20 protein-coding genes, 1 tRNA gene and 2 pseudogenes are annotated in these 20,969 nt (G+C 64.2%); 12 read left to right on the top strand and 11 right to left on the bottom strand.

Annotated elements, in window-relative coordinates; all coding sequences use genetic code 11:
- Positions 1 to 126: 126 nt before the first annotated feature.
- The 3 genes and pseudogenes from AC630_RS21235 to AC630_RS21225 all read left to right on the top strand — a co-directional run bounded on the left by AC630_RS21235 (position 127) and on the right by AC630_RS21225 (position 3,550).
- Positions 127 to 1,101, top strand: a complete 975-nt coding sequence (locus tag AC630_RS21235; protein WP_074120420.1) for an NADPH:quinone oxidoreductase family protein — start codon at positions 127 to 129, stop codon at positions 1,099 to 1,101.
- Between the two features lie 368 nt (positions 1,102 to 1,469).
- Positions 1,470 to 2,327, top strand: a complete 858-nt coding sequence (locus AC630_RS21230; protein ID WP_074120419.1) for a hypothetical protein — start codon at positions 1,470 to 1,472, stop codon at positions 2,325 to 2,327.
- A gap of 28 nt (positions 2,328 to 2,355) precedes the next feature.
- Positions 2,356 to 3,550, top strand: a pseudogene (locus AC630_RS21225) (TAXI family TRAP transporter solute-binding subunit).
- A gap of 146 nt (positions 3,551 to 3,696) precedes the next feature.
- Here the strand turns inward: AC630_RS21225 and AC630_RS21220 are convergent.
- A complete protein-coding gene (locus AC630_RS21220) occupies positions 3,697 to 4,089 on the bottom strand; it encodes a YkvA family protein (protein WP_074120418.1) in 393 nt (130 codons plus the stop codon).
- A 91-nt stretch (positions 4,090 to 4,180) separates the two neighbouring features.
- Positions 4,181 to 4,483: a 4a-hydroxytetrahydrobiopterin dehydratase gene (locus tag AC630_RS21215; protein WP_074120417.1), complete on the bottom strand. Its 303-nt coding sequence runs from the start codon at positions 4,481 to 4,483 to the stop codon at positions 4,181 to 4,183.
- 151 nt (positions 4,484 to 4,634) lie between these two features.
- On the opposite strand from AC630_RS21215, the gene AC630_RS21210 reads away from it, so the two are divergent.
- Positions 4,635 to 6,089: a TAXI family TRAP transporter solute-binding subunit gene (locus AC630_RS21210; RefSeq protein WP_083636337.1), complete on the top strand. Its 1,455-nt coding sequence runs from the start codon at positions 4,635 to 4,637 to the stop codon at positions 6,087 to 6,089.
- Between the two features lie 136 nt (positions 6,090 to 6,225).
- Positions 6,226 to 7,767, top strand: a complete 1,542-nt coding sequence (locus tag AC630_RS21205; protein WP_074120416.1) for an alkaline phosphatase D family protein — start codon at positions 6,226 to 6,228, stop codon at positions 7,765 to 7,767.
- A 40-nt stretch (positions 7,768 to 7,807) separates the two neighbouring features.
- Here AC630_RS21205 and AC630_RS21200 read toward each other — a convergent pair whose 3' ends face one another.
- The gene (locus tag AC630_RS21200; protein ID WP_074120415.1) at positions 7,808 to 8,191 is read right to left on the bottom strand and encodes a response regulator; all 384 of its coding nucleotides are present in this window, start codon (positions 8,189 to 8,191) and stop codon (positions 7,808 to 7,810) included.
- A gap of 185 nt (positions 8,192 to 8,376) precedes the next feature.
- On the opposite strand from AC630_RS21200, the gene AC630_RS21195 reads away from it, so the two are divergent.
- The 3 genes from AC630_RS21195 (at position 8,377) to AC630_RS21185 (ending at position 12,738) form a co-directional block, all read left to right on the top strand.
- Positions 8,377 to 9,153 carry a Crp/Fnr family transcriptional regulator gene (locus AC630_RS21195; RefSeq protein ID WP_074120414.1) on the top strand — a complete coding sequence of 259 codons (777 nt, stop codon included), beginning with the start codon at positions 8,377 to 8,379 and terminating at the stop codon, positions 9,151 to 9,153.
- Positions 9,154 to 9,443: 290 nt separating this feature from the next.
- Positions 9,444 to 11,270: a translational GTPase TypA gene (typA, locus tag AC630_RS21190; protein ID WP_074120413.1), complete on the top strand. Its 1,827-nt coding sequence runs from the start codon at positions 9,444 to 9,446 to the stop codon at positions 11,268 to 11,270.
- 220 nt (positions 11,271 to 11,490) lie between these two features.
- Complete coding sequence (locus AC630_RS21185) at positions 11,491 to 12,738, top strand: flavin monoamine oxidase family protein (RefSeq protein WP_074120412.1); 1,248 nt, start codon at positions 11,491 to 11,493, stop codon at positions 12,736 to 12,738.
- A 92-nt stretch (positions 12,739 to 12,830) separates the two neighbouring features.
- Here the strand turns inward: AC630_RS21185 and AC630_RS21180 are convergent, their stop codons facing one another.
- The 4 genes and pseudogenes from AC630_RS21180 to AC630_RS21165 form a co-directional block, all read right to left on the bottom strand.
- The gene (locus AC630_RS21180) at positions 12,831 to 13,238 is read right to left on the bottom strand and encodes a thiol-disulfide oxidoreductase DCC family protein (RefSeq protein ID WP_074120411.1); all 408 of its coding nucleotides are present in this window, start codon (positions 13,236 to 13,238) and stop codon (positions 12,831 to 12,833) included.
- Between the two features lie 60 nt (positions 13,239 to 13,298).
- A pseudogene (locus AC630_RS47130) lies at positions 13,299 to 13,415 on the bottom strand (hypothetical protein); the annotation flags it as partial.
- A 52-nt stretch (positions 13,416 to 13,467) separates the two neighbouring features.
- Positions 13,468 to 13,935, bottom strand: coding sequence for a DUF2269 family protein (locus tag AC630_RS21170; RefSeq protein WP_074120410.1), 468 nt, complete (start codon positions 13,933 to 13,935; stop codon positions 13,468 to 13,470).
- Positions 13,932 to 14,831: a dienelactone hydrolase family protein gene (locus AC630_RS21165; protein WP_074120409.1), complete on the bottom strand. Its 900-nt coding sequence runs from the start codon at positions 14,829 to 14,831 to the stop codon at positions 13,932 to 13,934. Before AC630_RS21165 ends, AC630_RS21170 begins: the two co-directional genes overlap by 4 nt.
- 265 nt (positions 14,832 to 15,096) lie before the next feature.
- Here AC630_RS21165 and AC630_RS21160 point away from each other — a divergent pair, with 265 nt between their 5' ends.
- From AC630_RS21160 to AC630_RS21150, 3 genes are all read left to right on the top strand, one after another.
- A complete protein-coding gene (locus AC630_RS21160) occupies positions 15,097 to 15,606 on the top strand; it encodes a GNAT family N-acetyltransferase (protein WP_074120408.1) in 510 nt (169 codons plus the stop codon).
- A gap of 178 nt (positions 15,607 to 15,784) precedes the next feature.
- Positions 15,785 to 16,324, top strand: a complete 540-nt coding sequence (gene ppa, locus AC630_RS21155) for an inorganic diphosphatase (protein WP_074120407.1) — start codon at positions 15,785 to 15,787, stop codon at positions 16,322 to 16,324.
- A 135-nt stretch (positions 16,325 to 16,459) separates the two neighbouring features.
- Positions 16,460 to 17,953, top strand: a complete 1,494-nt coding sequence (locus tag AC630_RS21150) for a M20 family peptidase (RefSeq protein ID WP_074120406.1) — start codon at positions 16,460 to 16,462, stop codon at positions 17,951 to 17,953.
- 142 nt (positions 17,954 to 18,095) lie between these two features.
- On the opposite strand, the gene folD is transcribed toward AC630_RS21150, so the two are convergent.
- From folD to AC630_RS21135, 3 genes are read right to left on the bottom strand one after another with little or no spacing between them, the layout of a single operon-like run.
- The gene (folD, locus tag AC630_RS21145) at positions 18,096 to 18,980 is read right to left on the bottom strand and encodes a bifunctional methylenetetrahydrofolate dehydrogenase/methenyltetrahydrofolate cyclohydrolase FolD (RefSeq protein ID WP_074120405.1); all 885 of its coding nucleotides are present in this window, start codon (positions 18,978 to 18,980) and stop codon (positions 18,096 to 18,098) included.
- Position 18,981: 1 nt separating this feature from the next.
- A complete protein-coding gene (locus AC630_RS21140) occupies positions 18,982 to 19,335 on the bottom strand; it encodes a DUF167 domain-containing protein (protein WP_074120404.1) in 354 nt (117 codons plus the stop codon).
- Between the two features lie 15 nt (positions 19,336 to 19,350).
- Positions 19,351 to 19,641: a YggT family protein gene (locus AC630_RS21135; protein WP_018318966.1), complete on the bottom strand. Its 291-nt coding sequence runs from the start codon at positions 19,639 to 19,641 to the stop codon at positions 19,351 to 19,353.
- Between the two features lie 189 nt (positions 19,642 to 19,830).
- Here AC630_RS21135 and AC630_RS21130 point away from each other — a divergent pair.
- Positions 19,831 to 19,906: transfer RNA gene (locus AC630_RS21130), tRNA-Ala, on the top strand.
- Between the two features lie 102 nt (positions 19,907 to 20,008).
- On the opposite strand, the gene AC630_RS21125 is transcribed toward AC630_RS21130, so the two are convergent.
- Complete coding sequence (locus tag AC630_RS21125; protein ID WP_074120403.1) at positions 20,009 to 20,821, bottom strand: enoyl-CoA hydratase; 813 nt, start codon at positions 20,819 to 20,821, stop codon at positions 20,009 to 20,011.
- Positions 20,822 to 20,969 lie beyond the last annotated feature (148 nt).

Genomic DNA, 20,969 nt, shown 5'->3' with positions numbered 1-20,969 from the left:
GACGCATCGCCTTGGGCAAAGAAACCGGATTGTCGCCCGTGCCTAAATCCGGCAGAAACGGACAACTTTAATTCCACCCCGAAACGCCAAGTGCTCTAACCAAGTACTTCTCAAGAAGGTCCCGCCATGAAAGCCATCCTCTGCTCGCAATATTGCCAGCCCGACGATCTCGTGCTCGCCGACGTGCCGGATCCGGTGGCAGGTCCCGGCGAGGCCGTGATCGCGATCAAGGCGGCGGCGCTGAACTTCTTCGACATCCTGATGATCCAGGGCAAGTACCAGATCAAGCCGCCGTTCCCGTTCTCGCCTGCCGCCGAAGTTGCCGGCGTCATCGAGAGCATCGGTCCCGGTGTCACCGATCTGAAGGTTGGCGATCGCGTTGTCGCTTCCTGCGGCCACAATGGTGCCCGCGAAAAGATCGCGCTGCCGGCGGCATCGATCGTCAAGATTCCCGACAATCTCGATTATGACCGCGCGGCCGGCATCATCATCATATACGGCACCGCGCTGCATGCGCTGGAAGACCGCGCGAGCCCGAAGCCGGGCGAGACGCTCGCAGTGCTCGGTGCCGCCGGCGGTACCGGCCTTGCGGCTTGCGAGCTCGGCAAGCTGATGGGCCTGAAGGTGATCGCCTGCGCCTCGTCGGAGGAGAAGCTCGAATTCGCGAAAGCGCATGGCGCCGAGCTGACACTGAACTACGCGAAGGAAGACTTGAAGGAAGGCCTGCGCAAGCTCACGGGCGGCAAGGGCGTCGACATCATCTTCGATCCCGTGGGCGGCGCCTATGCCGAGCAGGCGTTGCGCTCGATCGCCTGGGAAGGCCGCTTCCTCGTCATCGGCTTTGCCGCCGGCGACATTCCGAAGATGCCTCTGAACCTCGCGCTGCTGAAGGGTTGCGACATCCGGGGCGTGTTCTGGGGCGCCTGGACCCGGCTCAACCCGGCCAAGAACCGCGCCAATCTCGAGAAGCTCGTAAAGTGGACGGCGGAAGGCAAGATCTCCTCGCATGTCGACCGCACCTTCCCGCTGGCGCAGACCGCTGACGCACTGAAGGTGCTCGCCGGACGTCAGGCCATGGGCAAGGTGATCCTGCACCCATAACTCGCGTAGGACATTCTCGATCTCGTCATGGCCGGGCTTGTTGTTTAGCCCGGCCATCCACGCCCAGCCGCATACGCGGATGGCCGGGATCAAGCCCGGCCATGACGCGGTTTTCGCGCGCAGTGACGCGCCCCCCGCATGGTCAAAGCAACCTCAATCACCGCGATCAAAATTGCGGTGCACGTCGCCTCGTTGCCTCAATCAAACCCCAATATCTCCAGATTCGCGCAAACCGCCGTCGTTTTTTGGGCTGAATCGGACTGAGATTTACCGGTTCCAGTTTGCGGGGCGCTTCTGGACAACAACGACAAGAACACTCGACCGGGAAAACCCGGCGCGTTGCGTTAGTATTTGGGGAGCACCATACCATGGAGACGACGGCCTACCGTCCGTCCGAGACGTCGCGGGCGTTCGACGTCGAGCAAGCCACCACCGATCCGGACGCCATGCCCTACATTTTGGCACAGGCTGACCGGACCGACCTTTCACCACACGATCCCATTCCGCTGTTTCTGTCCGACCCGAACAGCATGCCCGATCCGCGGGAGTTTGCGCCCCGCCGCGTGCGGTCGCGCGCCGGTCTCGCGACCCAGATCGTCGCGAGCGTTCTCGCAGCCGCCGCAATTGCGGTGCTGGTGACGCTGTTTCATTCCGATGTCAGCCGTCTGTTCGCCGTCAACGTGAGCGCCTGGATGAGCAGCCTGACGGCGAATCCGCCGGCGGCACCTCCGGCGCCGATCGCGCGCCAGATGCCGCTGAAGGACCCGGCCCGCGTGTCGGACACGATGCAGTTCGCGAGCGCTGAGGCCAGGGATACGAGCGTGCCGGCGATGCCGAGCCGCGAGGCGATCGCGGCCGCCTACCAGAACGCGCTACAGGCCCAGACACCGACGCAGCCGGCAGTGTTCGTTGCGCCACCATCTGAGCCGGCTCCGCCAGTCAAGACGCTCGACGCAGAGACACTGGCCGGGCTGATGACGCGCGCCAGGAGCCTGATGGCGATCGGCGATATCGCCGCCGCCCGGCTGCTGCTCGAGCGCGCCGCGCATGCGCAGGATGCCACCGCCGCGTTCGTACTGGCTGAGACCTACGATCCGGCCGTGCTCGGCACCAACGATATGCGAAGCATCTCCGCCGACCCCGCAGCCGCGCGCAACTGGTACCAAAAGGCCGCGGCGCTCGGGTCGCTGGAGGCGCGCCAGCGCCTCACGCAAATTCAGAACTAAGATCTCGGTTTAGATAGCAGGGGACATCATGCGTAACGCACTGAGGATGGCGCTTGTCGCCATAACGATGATTTATGGCCTGTCGGCACGTGCCGAGCAGACCGAATACGACCCGAGCAAGGTCTCGGACAGCCTCAAGGCGATCTTCCAGTTCGGATCGGTCTCGACCAAGCAGGCGATCAACGCCAACACGGTGACTCTGATCACCGGCACCATCGGCGGCACCTATGTGCAGTTCGGCGCCGACCTCGCCTCGGTGCTCGATGACGGCAACAACCTGCGCGTGCTCCCGATCGTCGGCCGTGGCTCGGTGCAGAGCGTCGCCGACATCCTGCTCCTGCAAGGCGTCGATCTCGGCATCGTGCGATCGGACACGCTCGACTATCTCGAGCGCAAGGGCTTTGCGAAGGACATCAAGCAGCAGTTCACCTATGTGACCAAGCTCTACAATGAGGAGATGCAGGTCATCACGCCGAAATCGATCCCGACGCTGAAGGATCTCGAAGGCAAGACCGTGAGCGTGGACCTGCCTAACGGCGGCACCTTCGTCACCGCGCTTACCGTGTTCGAACGGCTCGGGATCAAGGCGAAGTTCGTCTATATCGAGCAGCGCATCGCGATGGAGAAGCTGAAAGCCGGCGAGATCGACGCGGTGATCGTGGTCGGCGGCAAGCCATACAAGTCGGTGAGCACCTTCAGTAACGACGGCCGCTTCCATCTTGCCAGCGTCGATTACGCCAAGCCGCTGCAGAGCGACTATCTGCCGGCGACGCTGACTGCGAAGGACTATCCGAACCTGATCAAGGACGGCGAGGCCGTGGACACGATCGCGGTGCCGGCAGTGCTCGCAGCCTACAACTGGGCACCGAACACCGAGCGCTATCGCAAGATCGCGCTATTCGTGGACGCGTTCTTCACGAAATTCCCGGCACTGCAGAACCCGCCGTTCCATCCCAAATGGAAGGAGGTCTCGCTCGCCGCCCCCCCTGTCGGGCTGGAACAGGCTGCCGGTGGCTCAGCAATGGCTCGACCGCCATGGCGTCGAGCCGGTGGCGAGGCAGCGCTTCGAGACGTTCCTGAAACAGAACCCCGCGGCCGCGAAAGTGTCTGATGCCGACAAGGAAGCGCTCTTCAAGCAATTCCAGGCCTGGGAAGCAGAGAACGGTGCGCGGATGCAGCCGAGGTCGGAGAAGCGGATGCACGCGAGGTCGGAGAAAAAGTAGCGACGGTCAGCGCGAGCAATGATGCCGCGGCACTGGGGCGGGCTATCCAGTATTCCAGCGACAGTCATGATTGAGCCGAGAAGCCGCGGCGTACTGGATTCCCCGCCTTCGCGGGGAATGACAGCGGAGTTTGTAGCGCTAAGCTGCTACGCTGCTTCTATATCCGCGTCGCCCTCATCCACCCCGCGCTTCAGCGCGGCACGGGCGGCTTCGCGATGCTCTGACGTGATGTGGCTGGCGACCATGCGGATGGCAGTGGCGAGCACGGCGGCGTCATCGGTGAAGCCGAGCACCGGCATCACGTCGGGAACGAAGTCGAACGGCAGGATGAAATAGGCGATCGCCCCCAGAAGCGACGCCTGGACATGGCGCGGCGTCTGCCGGTCGAACGCACAGTAATAGGCCGCGAGCAGATCTTCGGCGAACGGCAGTTGCGCCGCGACGCGCTTCAGCTTGCGCCAGAAGCGACGGCGAACGCTCTCACGATCTTCCGCAAGCCGATCCGCCGGCTCGAAGCCGACGCTGTATTCGGCGGCCATGTTCCACAAACTCCCCGTTCAGCCAGAGGCGGCAGATCGCCACATCCGGTGCTGATCACAAGATGGGGATCTGGCCCATCCCTGCAAGACGTCAGCCTGATGTCAGCCTGGCAATGGCGTTCATCGCCTTGGCGAGCTCGACATCGAGCTTGGTGACGCCGCCGGCGTCATGGGTCGACAGCACTACCTCCACCGTCTTGTAGACGTTACGCCATTCGGGGTGGTGGTCCATCTTCTCGGCGACCAGCGCCGCGCGGGTCATGAAGCCGAACGCCTCGTTGAAATCCTTGAAGACAAAGGTCTTCCCGATCGCGTCGCGGCCCTGGATCTCGGTCCAGCCCGGTATCCCGCCCAGCGCCTGCTTGCGCGCCTCTGCCGCCAGCCGTTCTGCCATGATCGCCTCCGCCCTTCAGGGGAACTTTACCCTAACACCGTGCATACGGCCCGGGTTCATACGGAATTTGGCCCATCCGCTAACCATGACGGAGATGTAACCCCGCCGGACAAGAAATTTGCTACAATTGCGGGGTAAATCGCCGGCCGAGATGAAACTGAGCCTCAAGCGTCTGTCTGGGAGATCGATGACCGGGGGATTGGACCTGGCCGAAGCGCCCACTCCGCCTTCGCCGCGATCAGCGGCGCGGAAGACGGCGCTCGTGTCGCTTGCACTGGTGCTTGCGATCATCGGCGCGCTCGCCGGCGGCTATTATTTCGCGATGCGCCCGGTGACGCTGAAGATCGCGGTCGGTCCCGCCAACAGTGATGACCTCAAGGTCGTGCAGGCGCTGACGCAGGCTTTCACGCAGACCAAGGGCCACGTGCGACTGCGCCCGCTCCAGACCGACGGTGCCACCGCCAGCGCCGATGCGCTCGCGGCAGGCAAGGCCGACCTTGCCATCGTGCGCGGCGACGTTGACGTGCCGAAGAACGCGCAGGCGGTCGCGACCTTGCGCAAGAACGTCGTGGTGATGTGGTCCGTGCCGGGCAAAGGCAAGAAGAAGGGCGCGAAGACCACCAAGATCACCAAGATCGCGCAGCTCGCAGGCCATCGCGTCGGCGTGGTCGGCCGCACCCAGGCCAACGTCAACCTGCTCAAGGTCATTCTCCAGCAATACGGCGTCGATCCGGCCAAGGTCGATATCGTGCAATTCCCGGCCAACGAAGCCGCCGAGGCGATCCGCACCCAGAAGGTCGATGCCTATCTCGCAGCCGGCCCCGTGAACAGCAAGATCACGTCCGATGCGATCGCGGCGTCCGCCAAGGATGGCGGCACGCCGACCTTCCTCGCCATCGATTCCGCCGACGCCATCGCGCAGAACCATCCGGTCTACGAAGCGTCAGAAATTCCCGCCGGCACCTATGGTGGCTCGCCCCCTCGCCCCGACGACGAGGTCAAGACCATCAGCTTCTCGCACCACATCGTGGCACGCAAAGGCGTGTCTGACACCACCATCGCCTCGTTCACACGCCAGCTCTTCGCCGTGCGGCAGCAATTGGTGACGGAATTCCCGCTTGCGGCGAAAATCGAAACGCCAGACACCGACAAGGATGCCGTGATCCCCGCGCATCCGGGCGCGGCCGCCTTCGTCGACGGCGAGGAAAAGACCTTCCTCGACAAATACAGCGACTACATCTGGTGGAGCCTGATGGCGCTTTCGGCCATGGGCTCGATCGGTGCGTGGTTTGCGGGCTACCTCAAGAAGGACGAGCGCAACAGCAACAGCCATCTGCGCGAACGCCTGCTCGACATGATTTCCGCGGCGCGCAAGAGCGAGACGACTGAAGAGCTCGACCAGATGCAGGCCGAGGCCGACGACATCCTGCGCGACACGCTGCGCTGCTTCGACCACGGCGCGATCGAGGAAGCCGCGCTGACCGCCTTCAACATCACACTCGACCAGTTCCACGTCGCCGTCGCCGATCGCAAGGCAGTGCTGTCCAGCCTGCCGCAGGGCCTGCAACGTGCGGGCGCGCAGTTCAGGGCTGCCGGCAACGCGTAGACGCTTGCGCGCGTTATCGCTGCGTCACATTGTCTCAATATAGCTTTCGATGCCATTTTCGCGGTCTGATGCCAGCGCACCATCCCGGAGTGACGGCGCAAGACGCGCATAAGACAGCTAGCCGGCGAGCCAGCCCATGAAGATCAAATTCTCCCGCCGCCGTTTCCTCACCACCGGCGCCGGTGCGCTCAGCGCGATCGCGATGCCTTACATTTCGCGCGCGGCCGACCGGCCGGCGGTCACGCATGGCGTGCAGTCGGGCGACGTCACCGTCGATGGCGGCGTGGTATGGGCGCGCACCGACCGGCCCGCGCAGATGCTGGTCGAGGTCGCGACGACGGAGTCGTTCAAGAACGCCCGCGCGCTGCCGCCAATCGCCGCGCTGCCCGAGAGCGACTTCACCGCGAAAATGCTGCTGGAGAACCTGCCAGGGGGACAGGACATCTTCTACCGCGTCCGCTTCCGCGATCTCTCGCACAGCGCGATCGAGGGCGAGCCCGTGGTCGGCCGCTTCCGCACAGCACCGGCCGACCGCCGCGACGTCAGCTTCGTCTGGGGCGGCGACGTTGCCGGCCAGGGCTGGGGCATCAATCCCGACGACGGCGGCATGTTCGCCTTCTCCGCCATGCGCAAGCACCGTCCGGATTTCTTCCTGCATTCCGGCGACACCATCTACGCCGACGGTCCGATTCCATCCGAGGTGAAGCTTGCCGACGGCAAGATCTGGAAGAACATCACGATCCCCGAGAAAGCCAAGGTCGCCGAGACGCTGGACGAGTACCGCGCCGCGCACAAATACAATCTCACCGACGACAATGTCCGCGCCTTCAATGCCGAGGTGCCGATCTTCGTGCAGTGGGACGACCACGAGGTGACCAATAACTGGTCGCTGTCGAAGGAGCTGCCGGCGGCCTACAAGGTACGCGACATCACGCTGCTCGCCGCGCGCGGCGCGCGCGCCTTCCACGAGATGTATCCGATGCGCGAAAGCATCAATGAGCCCGGCCGGGTCTATCGCCAGATTTCCTACGGCCCGCATCTCGACGTGTTCGTGCTCGACGAGCGCAGCTATCGCGGCCCCAACGGCGCCAACCTGGAAACGGAATACGGGCCGGCCAGCTATTTCCTCGGCCCCGACCAGATCGCCTGGCTCAAGCGCGGCCTGCTCAACTCGCGTGCGACTTGGAAGGTGATCGCCTCCGACATGCCGCTCAGCCTGGTCGTATCGGACACACCGAAGGGCGGCTCGGAAGCTTTTGCTCAGGGCGACGGCCCCGTGCGCGGCCGCGAGTTCGAGATCGCCGACGTCCTGCGCTTCATCAAGATGGCGCCGATCAGCAACACAGTGTGGCTGACGGCGGACGTGCACTACGCCGCCGCGCACTATTACGATCCGAACAAGGCGCAGTTCCAGGATTTCGAACCGTTCTGGGAATTCGTGTCAGGCCCGCTGCACGCGGGCACCTTCGGTCCGAACGCGCTCGACAACACGTTTGGGCCGGAAGTGCGCTTCGTCAAGGCTCCGGGGAAGGACAACCAGAACCTGCCGCCCTCCGCCGGCATGCAGTTCTTTGGTCACGTCAAGATCGACGGCGCCTCGGGCCAGATGACGGTGACCTTGCGCGACCGCGCCGACGTCGCGCTGTGGTCAACCACACTCGATCCGAAACTTGCCTGAGCTCTGATCGGCCGCGTAACGCAGCCGGCTCGCCGGAGTATCAGCGTCCGCGCGTTCGTAGCGCAGTCTCGAGCGCATCGCTCGAGCACGGCTTTTGCAGCCGCGGCCGCGCCGAGAACTCGGCGGGGATCCTGGTCTCTGCGCCGTAGCCGGTCACGAAGACGAAGGAGATTTGCGCAGCCGCCAGATGCTCGGCGACCGCAAAGCTTTTCTCGCGGCTGAGCTCGACATCGAGCAGCGCGAAATCCGGCGCGCGCTTCGTGATCGCGGCCAGTGCCTGCACTACCGACCCCACGCTGCGCACGGTCTTCACGCCAAAACCCAGCAAGCGATCCTCGAAGTCGATCGCGATGATCGGATCGTCCTCGACGATCATCACGTCGGCGGGAACGTCGGCCGAGCCGAGCGGGGAAACAGGTTCCATGATCCTGGCTATCGAGGGCTGCATTTTTCATCGCTCAGGACAGCCTCATCCCGACGCCTGCGCCCAGCGCGTCGGAGGGTTCCCGGAACGAAACTCACCACAAAACAGTTTAAACGTCTGTCCACTTGTGCACACAGCCAACGAACGGACCTCGCTAGTGTTGAAAGGAGAGCAGGGGATCTACGATGGACGCGCGCATCAGCAAGACAACCGAGGTCGACAGCCGGCCGGCCAACAATCTGCTGCGGCGCCTGAGCCCGGCAGACTACGCGCTGCTCGCACCGCACGTCGCCGTTGACCAGGCCGAGGCCAACGAGTTGCTCTACAGTCCCGGCGACAATGTCCAGGTCGTACACTTTCCCTGCGGTCCCGCGCTTGCGACGTTCCTCGTTCCCAACGAAGACGGCCGCGATGTCGAGACCATTCTGGTGGGACGCGAAGGAGCCGTGGGCGGCATCGTCAGCGAAGGATTTCTGCCGGCTTACACCCGCATCTGCGTGAAGTTCGGCGGCCCGTTTGCGCGCATTCACGTCGGCAAGCTGGAGGCGGCCAAAATGCGTTCGGCCTCGCTGCGCAACATCTTTGTCCGCTACGCCGATTGCATGCTGGCGCAGATCTTCCAGTCGACCGCCTGCAACGCCATCCACTCGATCGAGCAGCGCACCGCGAAGTGGATCCTCGCGGCGATGGAGCGTACCGGCGACGAGAGCAGCGTGCCGCTGACCCACGAGCAGCTTGCGACGCTGCTCGGCGTTGGCCGCAGCTATGCAAGCCGCGTACTCCAGTCGTTCAAGGCCGAAGGCGTGCTCGACACGCGGCGCGGGGCGATCCTGGTCCGCAACCGTGACGGCCTGCGCTTGCGCACCTGCCTGTGCAATGACGCGGTCAAGATGCATTTCGAGGAGGTGCTGCGCGGGGTCTATCCGACCGAGGAGGCGGATCGGAGCTCGGCACAAGGCTGACCCATACGGGCGCTTTGGATCAAAGGGCCGGTTTGGTACAGGATTTCCCGTAAGCCCCGGGGATTCCCGGACAAAATTCAGTCAATCAATGCCCAAAGAACGCATTGTTTTTTGGCGTTTTCTGCATATATTGCGGCGCAAACGCGCAGGGTGCCCGGTCGATTTGGCCGGGCTTCCTTTTTAGCGGAAAGCGCCCGTTTCCTATCTTCCAGCGTTGTTTCGAAAAGAGGTCCCGGTCCGACCGGCGAGATCGCGCTTAACCCATTGTTCGAACGCAAAGAAGCTAACTCATGAACCTCCGCAACATCGCCATTATCGCCCACGTCGACCACGGCAAGACGACCCTGGTCGACCGCCTCCTTCAACAATCCGGCACGTTCCGCGAGAACCAGAAGGTGACCGAACGCGCCATGGACTCCAACGATCTGGAGCGCGAGCGCGGCATCACCATCCTGGCCAAGGCGGCCTCGGTGCAGTGGAAGGATACCCGGGTCAACATCGTCGACACCCCCGGCCACGCCGATTTCGGCGGCGAGGTCGAGCGCATCCTGAACATGGTGGACGGCGCACTGGTCCTGGTGGATGCCGCCGAAGGCCCGCTGCCGCAGACCAAATTCGTGGTCTCCAAGGCGCTCAAGGTCGGCCTCAAGCCGATCGTCGTCATCAACAAGGTCGACCGCCCCGACGCGCGTCCGACCGAAGTCATCAACGAGGTGTTCGACCTGTTCGCGGCGCTCGACGCCAGCGAGGAGCAGCTCGACTTCCCGATCCTCTACGGGTCGGCCAAGCAGGGCTGGATGGCCGAGAGCCCCGAGGGTCCGAAGGACAAGGGCATGGAGCCGCTGTTCGACCTGATCCTGCGCCACGTCGCGCCGCCGAAGGTCGAGGAAGGTCCGTTCAAGATGATCGGCACCATCCTGGAGGCCAACCCCTATCTCGGCCGCATCATCACCGGCCGCATTTCCTCCGGCACCCTCAAGCCGAACCAGCAGGTCAAGGTGTTGAACGCCGACGGCAAGCTGGTCGAGCAGGGCCGTATCTCCAAGATCCTGGCGTTCCGCGGTATCGAGCGCACGCCGCTCGAGGAAGCCGAAGCCGGCGACATCGTCGCCATTGCCGGCCTGACCAAGGGCACCGTCGCCGACACCTTCTGCGATCCGACCGTCGAAGTGCCGCTGCCGGCGCAGCCGATTGACCCGCCAACCGTGTCGATGTCGTTCATCGTCAACAACTCCCCGCTCGCCGGCACCGAAGGCGACAAGGTGACGAGCCGCATGATCCGCGACCGCCTCCTGCGCGAAGCCGAAGGCAACGTCGCACTGCGCGTCGTCGAGGCCGCCGACAAGGACGCGATGGAGGTCTCGGGCCGCGGCGAATTGCAGCTCGCGATCCTGATCGAGACCATGCGCCGCGAGGGCTTTGAGTTATCGGTGTCGCGCCCGCGCGTCGTGTTCCAGAAGGACGAAGCGACCGGCGCCACCATGGAGCCGATCGAGGAAGTCGTGATCGACGTCGACGAGGAGCATTCCGGCGTCGTCGTGCAGAAGATGAGCGAGCGCAAGGCCGAGCTGATCGAGATGAAGCCCTCGGGCGGCAATCGTCAGCGCCTGGTGTTCTACGCGCCGACCCGCGGCCTGATCGGCTACCAGGGCGAACTGCTGACCGACACCCGTGGCACCGCGATCATGAACCGCCTGTTCCACGGCTATGCCCCGTACAAGGGCGAGATCCAGGGTCGCCGCAACGGCGTGCTGATCTCCAACGACCAGGGCGACGCCGTGGCCTACGCCATGTTCAAGCTGGAAGACCGCGGCCCGATGATGATCGAGCCGGGCTGGAAGGTCTATCGCGGCATGATCGTCGGCGAGCACACCCGCGACAACGATCTCGAGATCAACGTGCTCAAGGGCAAGCAGCTCACCAACATCCGCACCACGTCCAAGGACGAGGCGGTGCGCTTGACCCCGCCGATCCGCATGACCTTGGAAAAGGCGCTCGCCTATATCGAGGACGACGAGCTCGTCGAGGTCACGCCGAAGTCGATTCGCCTGCGCAAGAAGCACCTCGACCCGAACGAGCGCAAGCGCGCGGAAAAGGCCAAGGAAGCGGTGGCGTAAGTCACTCTCGCGCCCCGGACGCAGCGCAGCACAAAGTGATGCGCTGCTGAGCCGGGGCCCAGCACTTTCGTCGCACTCACTCGCCGACTTGGGTCCCGGCTCAGCGGCGCGGCACTTCGCGCCGCGCCGCGTCCGGGACACGACACAGTGCCGCTTCGGGCAATGACGCCTATGCTTGGGCCGGCTTCAGCACGCCCCGCGAACGTGCTAGAGCCGCCCCATGACCTCCCTCCCCTCCTCCGTCGACGTCGCGATCATCGGTGCCGGTGCCGCCGGCCTCGGCGCAGCACACGCGCTGCACGGCTCCGGCCTCTCAGTGATCGTGCTGGAGGCGCGCGACCGGCTCGGCGGACGCGCCTGGACCGTTCAGGCCTCGCCCGAGGTCACTTTCGACGTCGGCTGCGGCTGGCTGCACTCGGCGAACAAGAATTCCTTCGTTCCGATTGCCCGGCAGCTCAATTTCGAGATCAACACGGACCTGCCGCCCTGGGGCGATCGCGCCTTTGGCGATGTGTTTCCGGAGGCTGAGCGCAAGGACTTCGTGCTTGCGCTCGACGCGTTCTACGAGCGCGTCTGGGAGGCGGCAGAAAAGGGCACGGATGCGCCTGCCGCCGACTATCTCGAACCGGGCAATCGCTGGAATCCAATGATCGACGCGGTCTCGACCTATGTGAACGGGTGCGAGCTCGATCAGGTCTCGCTCCTCGACTTCGAGGCCTACGAGGACACCTACTTCAATTGGCGCGTGCGCGCCGGATATGGGACGCTGATCGCGGCCTATGGCGCACCTTGCCCGATCGCGCTGAACTGCAACGTGACGCTGGTCGACCATTCCGGCAAGCGCATCCGCCTCGAAACTTCGCAAGGGTCTCTCGAGGCCGGGGCGGCGATCGTCACGTTACCGACCGATCTGATTGCCGACGAGGCAATTCGCTTTTCTCCGGCACTGCCCGCCAAGCTGGATGCCGCGCGCGGCCTGCCGCTCGGGGTCGACGACAAGGTCACGCTGGCGCTCGAAGGCGCGGAGGCGTTTCCCAAGGAAGGCAATCTGCGCGGCGCCACCATGCGCACCGCGATGGGCACCTATCACATCCGTCCGTTCGGCCAGCCCTGCATCGAGGGCTTCTTCGGCGGCAGCTTCGCCCGCGAGCTGGAAGACGCCGGCGTGGGCGCCATGGCCGCGCAAAGCATCGACGAGATCGCGGGCCTCCTCGGCAACGACATCCGCCGCAAGCTGAAGCCGCTGTACGAGTCGCGCTGGGCCCACGATCCCTTCGCAAGAGGCTCCTATTCGCACGCCCTGCCCGGCCATGCCGGCGACCGCGCGCTGCTGGCTGCACCGGTGGATGGGCGGATGTTCTTCGCGGGAGAAGCGACGTCGCCGAACTTCTTCACGACGGCGCACGGGGCGAGGGACAGCGGGGAGCGGGCGGCGAGAGAAGTGGTGGCGATTCTGAGCAAGCCATAGCCATTAACTCCGTCATTGCGAGCGCAGCGAAGCAATCCAGACTGTCGCCTCGGAAAAATGCTGGATTGCTTCGCTGCGCTCGCAATGACGACTCATTCGATCACCCGCGCCCGCAAATCAGCATCTGGCACGAAGCAGGCGTCGTACTTGCCGAAGATGCGGTAGCGGTTGCGCGCAATGAGGCTGTACACGGGGTCTCGCAGCGGCCTCGGCACCGCGAACAACCCACGCGTCCAGCGCCAGCCCGGAAGCTGCGACAGCACGGTCAGCGCAGCGTCCGACTTCATGAACACCTCGCCGCCATGGACCACGGCATTGGTGTCGGGATCATCGGGATCGATGCCGAACGTGCGCGCGAGCCGCGTGCCGTAGTCCGACTGAATCGGCGTGAAGCGAAACCGCCTCGCCGTATCGCGCTGCGCGACGAAGCGGACCCAGCGTGAGCAGAAGATGCAGACGCCGTCGAACAGGATCACGTCGTCGTCGGGCCATTTGGTCATCGGGCTCTCTTCTTGACGCGTTTTCTTCACGCGAATCGGGATCCACTTCGCTCGAAAACGCTATCGGTTGTCCAGCATTAGCAACGCCACGAACATCAGCACGATGGCCGGCCCAGTCTTCACCAGCGCGCCGAGCGGCTCGATCCAAAGGTTGGGCGTGAGGATCGCCGCGCCGACATATAGCCAGAGGCGCCGAACACGAGAATGGCCCGCTCACTCATCGCTTCTCTCAAGACGGTTTTGCGATCATCAGCCAGAGGATCAGCATCGTCGCACCGAAGCCGGGGAAGCCGAATGCGAACCAGCGGCGGAACAGGACGAAGTAGCGCTCCGGAAGCGCGATGCGCTGCTCGGCTGCCCTGCGCGCGAGATCGCGCATCTCGATTTGCATGAAGATGACGGGGATCCAGAACAGGCCTGCGACGGCATACAGTGCGAGCGAAACCAGCAGCCAGCGCTCCGTGATCGGCGTCGCCGAGAGCATCATCAGCAGGCCGCCCGTGAGCGGCTGGAGGAGCACGGCCGACAGCGTGAAGATCGCATCCGCGATCACCACCACCGAGGCGGTGCGCGCGATGAACCCTGCGTCGCTGGTGCGATGCGCCATCAGCATGAAGAAGGCGATGCCGGTTCCGGTGCCGAGGATGAGGATGGCGCCAAGCACATGCAAATATTTGACGAGGAAATACAGCGTCATGGCTTCTTGGTCGCCACAGGCTTGGGCAGGTTCAGCGCGCGCGCGAGCTCGCTGCTCGCGGCTTTGACGCCGGCCTCGAGCTCGATCATCCAGTGCCCCTCGCTGCCGGCGGCGGGCAGCGTGCGGAAGTCGACCTTGCCGCCACTGCCGCGAAACGCATCGACCAGCGCTTTCGAAAAGACCGGCGCAAAATAGCTGTCATTGGCGGCGACGAGCCATGTGACGGGAATGCGCGCCGCCTTGCCGAACTCGGCTGCGGCCGCGACGAGCATGTGCGGCGCACAGATCCGGTTCGGTTCATCGTTGGCGTGGCCGCCGCGCCCCGGTGCAAAGGCGATGATCGCGGAGATCGCCTTCGGATCGGCAGTTGCAAGCGCCAGCGCACCCCAGCCGCCGGCGGAATGGCCGATCATGATGGCGGCGTCCTTGCGGATAAAATCCTGCTTCCGCGCATAGTCCAGCGCGAGCGAAATTTCACCCGCGGTCGCACGGCCCGAGCGCGCATAGTGCGCCTCGTCGCATCCGCCCTGGTCCTCGACATAACGGCCGCCGGTCGCACCATGGCCGAGCCGCTCCGGCACCAGCACGGCAAAGCCGCGCGAGACGAGAAACGCTGTGAGCGCACGGTATTCCGGCTGCGGCATTTGCGCGCGACGCAGCACGTTCTGCGTCGAGGCGTGTGCGATGACCGCAAGCCGAAACGGACCGGTGCCGGTGGGGCGAAACAGCAAAGCATGCGCGGCAATATCGGTATCGGGCGACGGCACGCGCCACTCTTGCCGGCGAAATGGTTCGCCCTCCTCTCCCGATGGCCCAAACGTGACCTGAGCGCACAGAGGCGGCGCAGTCAGCAGGGCCAGCAGAGACAGAAGCGCAAGGGTGTTGAAGAGTCGCATGAATTGCCGAAGGCGAACACGGACAGCGACAAACAGACTAGTAGGAACGAATCATCATCGGCGGACTTTCTGCGTTGCCATCGCAGGTCATTCCATGCCGCGAGGCAGTTTTGCACCGATGCACGGTACGGCGGTGCGTTCGAATTGGCGTCCTGTCTTTTTTCGGTACAACAAGGCTAGAAAACTGATGCAGAAAGTCCACATGTTAACCGATAATTAACGATAGGTCTTGCCGCCGGCGCGGCGACTTGGTTTGATCACGCCCATGAGCACAACCCTGATCGAGGTCCGGCCGGCCAAAGCTGCAGATGCAACTGCGGTGGCGTCCACCCATGACGAAGCCTGGCGCTCCGCCTATCAGGGCATCATTCCCGGCGCTGAGCTGGAGAAGCTGATCAACCGCCGCGGTCCGCAATGGTGGGACAGCGCGATCCGCAAGGGCAGCCGCGTCAGTGTGCTGGTGTTCGGCGACAAGATCGCGGGCTACGCCAACTACGGCCGCAACCGCGCCCGCAGCCTGCACTTCGATGGCGAGATCTACGAGCTCTATCTGCGTCCGGAATTCCAGGGCCTAGGCTTCGGCCGCCGCCTGTTCACCGCCGCCCGCCGCGACCTGATGCAGAGCGGACTGAAGAGCATGGTGGTGTGGGCGCTCTCGGACAACGACCCCGCCACCGAGTTCTACCGGGCGCTGGGCGGCCGCATGGTGGCGCGCTCCTCGGAGCGTTTCGGGCCGAAATCACTCGACAAGGTTGCCTTCGCTTGGACCAATTGAGCTGCTGAAAGTCTAGCCGGCAGCCCCTCCCTTCCGCCGATACCGTTGCCTTTTGAGCCGGTGATCGCTGGATTCATTATTTCACAAAAACACCATGGATCGGCGGGACAAGCCCGCGTATGACAGCGCCAAAATCGCTGCCGGGCGCGATTTAACCTCGGCAACAACGGAGCCTTGAATGCGTATCGATGCGGTCTCGATCGGGAAAAACGTACCACAGGAAGTCAACGTCATCATCGAAGTCCCTGTGGGCGGTGAACCGATCAAATACGAGATGGACAAGGAGGCCGGTACGCTGGTGGTCGACCGCTTCCTTTACACGCCGATGCGTTATCCCGGGAACTACGGCTTCATCCCGCACACGCTGTCCGATGACGGCGATCCCTGCGACGTGCTGATCATCAACACCCGCGCCATCATCCCCGGCGCTGTCATGAGCGTGCGCCCGGTCGGCGTGCTGTTCATGGAAGACGAAGCCGGCGGCGACGAGAAGATTTTGGCTGTGCCGTCGTCCAAGCTGACGCAGCGCTACGACAAGGTGAAGTCGTACTCCGACCTGCCCGACATCACGCTGCAGCAGATCCAACACTTTTTTGAGCACTACAAGGATCTCGAGAAGGGCAAGTGGGTGAAGATCCTGCGCTGGGGCGGCCCGGACGAGGCGCACAAGCTGATCCTCGAAGGCATGGATCGCGAGAAGAAGAAGAAGGCGTCGTAGGTCTCGTGTCCCGGACCCGGCGCAGCATGAAACGCTGCACCGCTGAGCCGGGACCCACGCCTCCGTCGGTGCCGGACCCCGGCTCAGCAGCGCACCACTTGCGTGTTGCGCTGCGTCCGGGGCAAGAAGACTAGCATGCGGCGGCTTCTCAAGATCGTTCGAAACCTGGTCCTGCTGATCGTCGCGGGCATTGTCGTGCTCGCGGGCGTGCTGGCGTTCAACGTCGTCGCACGCGGCTCGCGGCAGGTGCAGGTCGCGGCGATCCCTCGCGCTGATGTCGACAAGCAAGGCGCGGCGCAGCGCCTGTCGGAGGCGATCCGCTTCCAGACCATCTCGAACTTCCTCAATCCGGAGCAGGATGCCGACGCGCTGCGCGGCCTCCAGGCGCATATTGCCGCGAGCTTTCCGGCCTTCCGCGCCGCCGCCAGGCTTGAGGTGATCGGCACCTACAGCCTGCTCTACACGTGGGAAGGTACTCGGGAAGGCTCCGATCCCAAAGCGCAGCCGATCGCGCTGCTCGCACATCAGGACGTGGTGCCGATCGCGCCGGGCACCGAGAAGGACTGGCAGCAGAAGCCGTTCGATGGTGCGATCGCCGACGGCTTCATCTGGGGCCGGGGCTCCTGGGACGACAAGGGCAACCTCTTTGCGATGCTCGAGGCGGCCGAGCAGATGGCGAAAGACGGCTTTCGCCCGAAACGGACGATCTATTTCGCCTTCGGTCATGACGAGGAGGTCGCGGGCACCCGCGGCGCCAAGGCGATTGCCGCCACATTGGCTGCACGCGGCGTGAAGCTCGACTTCGTGCTCGACGAGGGCCTGCTGATCACCGAAGGCATCATGAAGGGCCTCGACAAGCCGGCCGCGCTGATCGGCGTTGCGGAGAAGGGCTATTCGACCCTGGTGCTGACGGCGCGCACGGCCCCGGGCCACTCCTCGATGCCGCCGCGCGAAACCGCGATCGGCATGATGAGCGCCGCGCTGGCGCGGCTGGAGGACCACCGCCTGCCGGCGCATGTCCGCGGCGCGGTCGCCGAGATGTTCGACACGCTGGCGCCGGAGATGAGCGGCCTCAACCGCGTGGTGCTGTCGAACCTGTGGCTGTTCAAGCCGTTGTTGTTGCGCGAGTTCGAGAAGAGCGGCCCGACGGAAGCCATGATCCGCACCACGACGGCGCTGACCATCTTCAATGCCGGCGACAAGGACAATGTGCTGCCGGGCAATGCGGAGGCCACGGTCAATTTCCGCCTGCTGCCAGGCGACACCGAGGCCAGCGTCACCGACCATGTCCGCTCGACGGTCGCGAATGAGAAGATCTCGATTGCGGCGTTCCCCGGCAATACCGATCCGCCGCCGGTAACGGGCACCGCGAGCAAGTCCTATTCCGCGCTGACGCGTTCGATCCGCGAGGTTTATCCCGACGCGATCGTGGCACCCGGCCTGATGATCGCGGCGACGGATTCACGCCATTACGCCGGCTTGACCGACAACATCTTCCGCTTCTCGCCAGTGCGCGCCAATTCCGACGACCTCAAGCGCTTTCACGGCACCAACGAGCGTCTCAGCATCGAAGGCTATGCCGACATGATCCGGTTTTACCGGCGGCTGATCGAGAATACGGCGGGCTAGGCTTTTCTTTCCTGCGTTCTCCGGATGCTGCGCAGCGCGCCGCCTTTTGCGGCGTGATGCGCTGCTGATCCGGGGTCCATCCGGCGACAGGCTCTGCGGTGCACCGCAAGAGCGCTGCATCGCGTCCGGGACACGAGACTTGTTACACCGCCGGCTTCGGCAGCCCCGCAATCGCGCAAGCCGCACGCAGCGTATTCACCAGCAGGCAGGCAACCGTCATCTGGCCGACGCCGCCCGGCACCGGCGTGATTGCGCCAGCCACTGCGAGCGCTTCCTGATAGGCGACGTCACCGACGAGGCGGGTCTTGCCATCTTCCTTGGGGATGCGGTTGATGCCGACGTCGATCACGGTCGCACCCGGCTTCAGCCAGTCGCCGCGCACCATCTCCGGCTTTCCGACCGCGGCGTAGACGAGATCGGCGCGCTTCACGAGCCCCGGCAGGTCGCGCGAGCGCGAATGCGCGATCGTCACCGTGGCGTTCTCGTTCAGCAGCAATTGCACCAGCGGGCGGCCGACCAGGTTGGAGCGGCCGATGACGATGGCATTCATGCCTTCGAGCGAGGCATGCACGCTCTTGGTCAGGATGATGCAGCCGAGCGGCGTGCAGGGCGACAGCGCCTGGAAGCCGCCGGCGAGCCGGCCGGCATTGTTCGGATGCAGCCCGTCGACATCCTTGGCGGGATCGATCGCGTTGATGACGGCCTCGGTGTTCAGCCCCTTCGGCAGCGGCAGCTGCACCAGGATGCCGTGCACGGCAGGATCGCGGTTGAGTTTTGCGACCAGCGCCAGGAGATCTGCTTGCGAGACGTCGGCCGGCAGCTTGTGCTCGAACGAAGCCATGCCCGCGGCCTGGGTCTGGGTGTGCTTTGAGCGGACATAGACCTCGCTGGCGGGGTCGCTGCCGACCAGGACCACCGCGAGGCCCGGCACCAGATTGTGCTCGCGCTTGACGCGGGCGACCTCGTCGGCGACCCGCGCGCGGAGCTCCGCAGCAATGACTTTTCCATCGATGATCTCAGCGGTCATGTCAGTTCCCTTGGTCTTTCGATTTGGCCGAGGCGAGCTGGCGCAGGGCTTCGCCCAGCCGCGCCGGATCGCCGTCGACCGCGATCTGCTTCAGCCGCGAGGTCGCCCCGGACAGGAGCTTTACGCTGGCCTTGGGCACGCCAAGCGATTTCGCCAGCAGCACCAAAACGGCCTTGTTGGCCTCGCCGCCATCGGCGATGGCGCGCACCCGCACCTTGAGCACGCTGCGGCCATCGGCCAGCTGTTCGATCCCGTCGATGTCGTCGCGGCCGCCGCGCGGCGTCACCCGCAGCGCGATGCTGATGCCCGCGGCAGAGTAACGCCAAGGCTCCTTGCAAGCTTCTTTGGCAACCAAGGCGCTCCAGCCTGCTTAGATCACGTTCGGGTAGATGTAGTACAGGATGACCCGCTCGATGAACATGATGATCAGGATCAGGATGATCGGCGAGATGTCGAGGCCGCCGAGGCTCGGCAGGAAATTGCGAATCGGCGCCAGGACCGGCTCGGTGATCCGGTACAGGAACTCGGCTACCGCCGAAACGAACTGGTTGCGGGTATTCACGACGTTGAAGGCGATCAGCCAGGACAGGATCGCGGAGGCGATCAGCAGCCAGACGTAGAGGTCGAGCACGATGATGACGATGTCGAGAACGGCACGCATGGCTTTTGAAAACTCTGGCTTCCGGTCGGGATTGACCCCCGTTTGCTAGATATCGGTTCCCCCGCGCCCAAACAAGGGAAGTCGGCGCCGGGATGGCTAAAACCGGGTTACACGCGTCCTTGACTTGACCTTGGCGGGGACTTAAATGGCGCCCGGTTGTCGGCCGCATTCACCAGAGCGGCCCGCGACGGGGCCATAGCTCAGCTGGGAGAGCGCGTCGTTCGCAATGACGAGGTCGGCGGTTCGATCCCGCCTGGCTCCACCAGCCTTCGCAGGCTGCGCCTGCTTCGGCTAGGCAAGCCCTCGCGTAGCGAAGGCTGTCCCGCCATAGCCCGAAGGGCGACGGCGGACTCTCTCCGGCAAATCCCTATTTCCCCGTAAACCGCGGCGGCCGCTTCTCCATGAAGCTTGCGACCCCCTCCCTGAAATCGCTGCCGTTGAGCGCCACCATCATCTCGCGGTTGGCCTCGATCGTCGCTTCCGCCAGGGTCTGGAACGGCACCTCGTAGAGCTGGCGCTTGATCACGGCCATCGCGCTCGGCGAGACGAAGTCGGCGAGGTCGCGGGCATAAGCGTAGGTCTCCTCGCGCAGCTTCTCGGGCGAACAGAGACGGTTGACCAGTCCAATCCGCAGCGCCTCCTCGCTCGAAACGCGGCGGGCCGAGAGCAGCAGGTCCATCGCGTTGGCATGGCCGACGATGCGCGGCAGCATCCAGGACATTCCATGTTCGGCGATAAGTCCGCGCCGCGCGAACGCCGTCGTGAACACAGTATTATCCGCGGCAAAGCGCAGGTCGCAATAGAGCGCGTGGACAAGGCCGATGCCGGCGGTCGCGCCATTGAGCATGGCGATCACAGGCTTGCCGATCGACGGATAGAAGCCGTAGCGGGTCTGCCAGTCCGGCCGGCGGCTCATGTCGAAGGGCGGCAGGTTCGACGCGCGCCTGACGTCGTTGGGATCGAGCCCTTTCAGCGCATCCATGTCGGCACCGGCGCAGAAGGCGCGGCCCGCGCCGGTGAGCACGATGACGCGGACATTGTCATCGGCGCTTGACGCTTCCATCGCGTGACGCACATCGCGCTCCATGACTGGCGTCCACGCATTCATGCGGTCCGGGCGATTGAGCGTGATGGTCGCGATCTTGTCGCTCACCTCATAGAGGATGTGTTCATAAGCCATGACGCTCTCCCTTTGTTTGGCGGCGCACGTTCGCGCGCGCTCGTTTGCAGCGAGCCTAGAGCCATTTCCGTTCCGATGGAATCGGAACGGGGCTCTAGAGCGTGCTGTGTTTATACGGAAACATAGCCTGAGTTTTTGAGATAGTTGG

The sequence above is a fragment of the Bradyrhizobium sp. AS23.2 genome (genome assembly GCF_001908185.1).
In the GTDB taxonomy this organism is placed as follows: domain Bacteria; phylum Pseudomonadota; class Alphaproteobacteria; order Rhizobiales; family Xanthobacteraceae; genus Bradyrhizobium.
The sequence above is the reverse complement of the archived record's forward strand: the minus strand, read 5'-3'. Positions and strand labels throughout refer to the sequence as shown.

What these genes read in the sequence shown, in the direction of transcription:
- AC630_RS21160 (WP_074120408.1), top strand. Translation starts at nt 15,097, where the DNA reads ATGAGCACAACCCTGATCGAGGTCCGGCCGGCCAAAGCTGCAGATGCA.
- AC630_RS21165 (WP_074120409.1), bottom strand. Translation starts at nt 14,831, where the DNA reads ATGCGACTCTTCAACACCCTTGCGCTTCTGTCTCTGCTGGCCCTGCTG.
- AC630_RS21135 (WP_018318966.1), bottom strand. Translation starts at nt 19,641, where the DNA reads ATGCGTGCCGTTCTCGACATCGTCATCATCGTGCTCGACCTCTACGTC.
- AC630_RS21185 (WP_074120412.1), top strand. Translation starts at nt 11,491, where the DNA reads ATGACCTCCCTCCCCTCCTCCGTCGACGTCGCGATCATCGGTGCCGGT.
- AC630_RS21235 (WP_074120420.1), top strand. Translation starts at nt 127, where the DNA reads ATGAAAGCCATCCTCTGCTCGCAATATTGCCAGCCCGACGATCTCGTG.
- AC630_RS21230 (WP_074120419.1), top strand. Translation starts at nt 1,470, where the DNA reads ATGGAGACGACGGCCTACCGTCCGTCCGAGACGTCGCGGGCGTTCGAC.
- AC630_RS21200 (WP_074120415.1), bottom strand. Translation starts at nt 8,191, where the DNA reads ATGGAACCTGTTTCCCCGCTCGGCTCGGCCGACGTTCCCGCCGACGTG.
- AC630_RS21205 (WP_074120416.1), top strand. Translation starts at nt 6,226, where the DNA reads ATGAAGATCAAATTCTCCCGCCGCCGTTTCCTCACCACCGGCGCCGGT.
- ppa (WP_074120407.1), top strand. Translation starts at nt 15,785, where the DNA reads ATGCGTATCGATGCGGTCTCGATCGGGAAAAACGTACCACAGGAAGTC.
- AC630_RS21195 (WP_074120414.1), top strand. Translation starts at nt 8,377, where the DNA reads ATGGACGCGCGCATCAGCAAGACAACCGAGGTCGACAGCCGGCCGGCC.
- typA (WP_074120413.1), top strand. Translation starts at nt 9,444, where the DNA reads ATGAACCTCCGCAACATCGCCATTATCGCCCACGTCGACCACGGCAAG.
- AC630_RS21180 (WP_074120411.1), bottom strand. Translation starts at nt 13,238, where the DNA reads ATGACCAAATGGCCCGACGACGACGTGATCCTGTTCGACGGCGTCTGC.
- folD (WP_074120405.1), bottom strand. Translation starts at nt 18,980, where the DNA reads ATGACCGCTGAGATCATCGATGGAAAAGTCATTGCTGCGGAGCTCCGC.
- AC630_RS21220 (WP_074120418.1), bottom strand. Translation starts at nt 4,089, where the DNA reads ATGGCCGCCGAATACAGCGTCGGCTTCGAGCCGGCGGATCGGCTTGCG.
- AC630_RS21125 (WP_074120403.1), bottom strand. Translation starts at nt 20,821, where the DNA reads ATGGCTTATGAACACATCCTCTATGAGGTGAGCGACAAGATCGCGACC.
- AC630_RS21210 (WP_083636337.1), top strand. Translation starts at nt 4,635, where the DNA reads ATGAAACTGAGCCTCAAGCGTCTGTCTGGGAGATCGATGACCGGGGGA.
- AC630_RS21170 (WP_074120410.1), bottom strand. Translation starts at nt 13,935, where the DNA reads ATGACGCTGTATTTCCTCGTCAAATATTTGCATGTGCTTGGCGCCATC.
- AC630_RS21215 (WP_074120417.1), bottom strand. Translation starts at nt 4,483, where the DNA reads ATGGCAGAACGGCTGGCGGCAGAGGCGCGCAAGCAGGCGCTGGGCGGG.
- AC630_RS21150 (WP_074120406.1), top strand. Translation starts at nt 16,460, where the DNA reads ATGCGGCGGCTTCTCAAGATCGTTCGAAACCTGGTCCTGCTGATCGTC.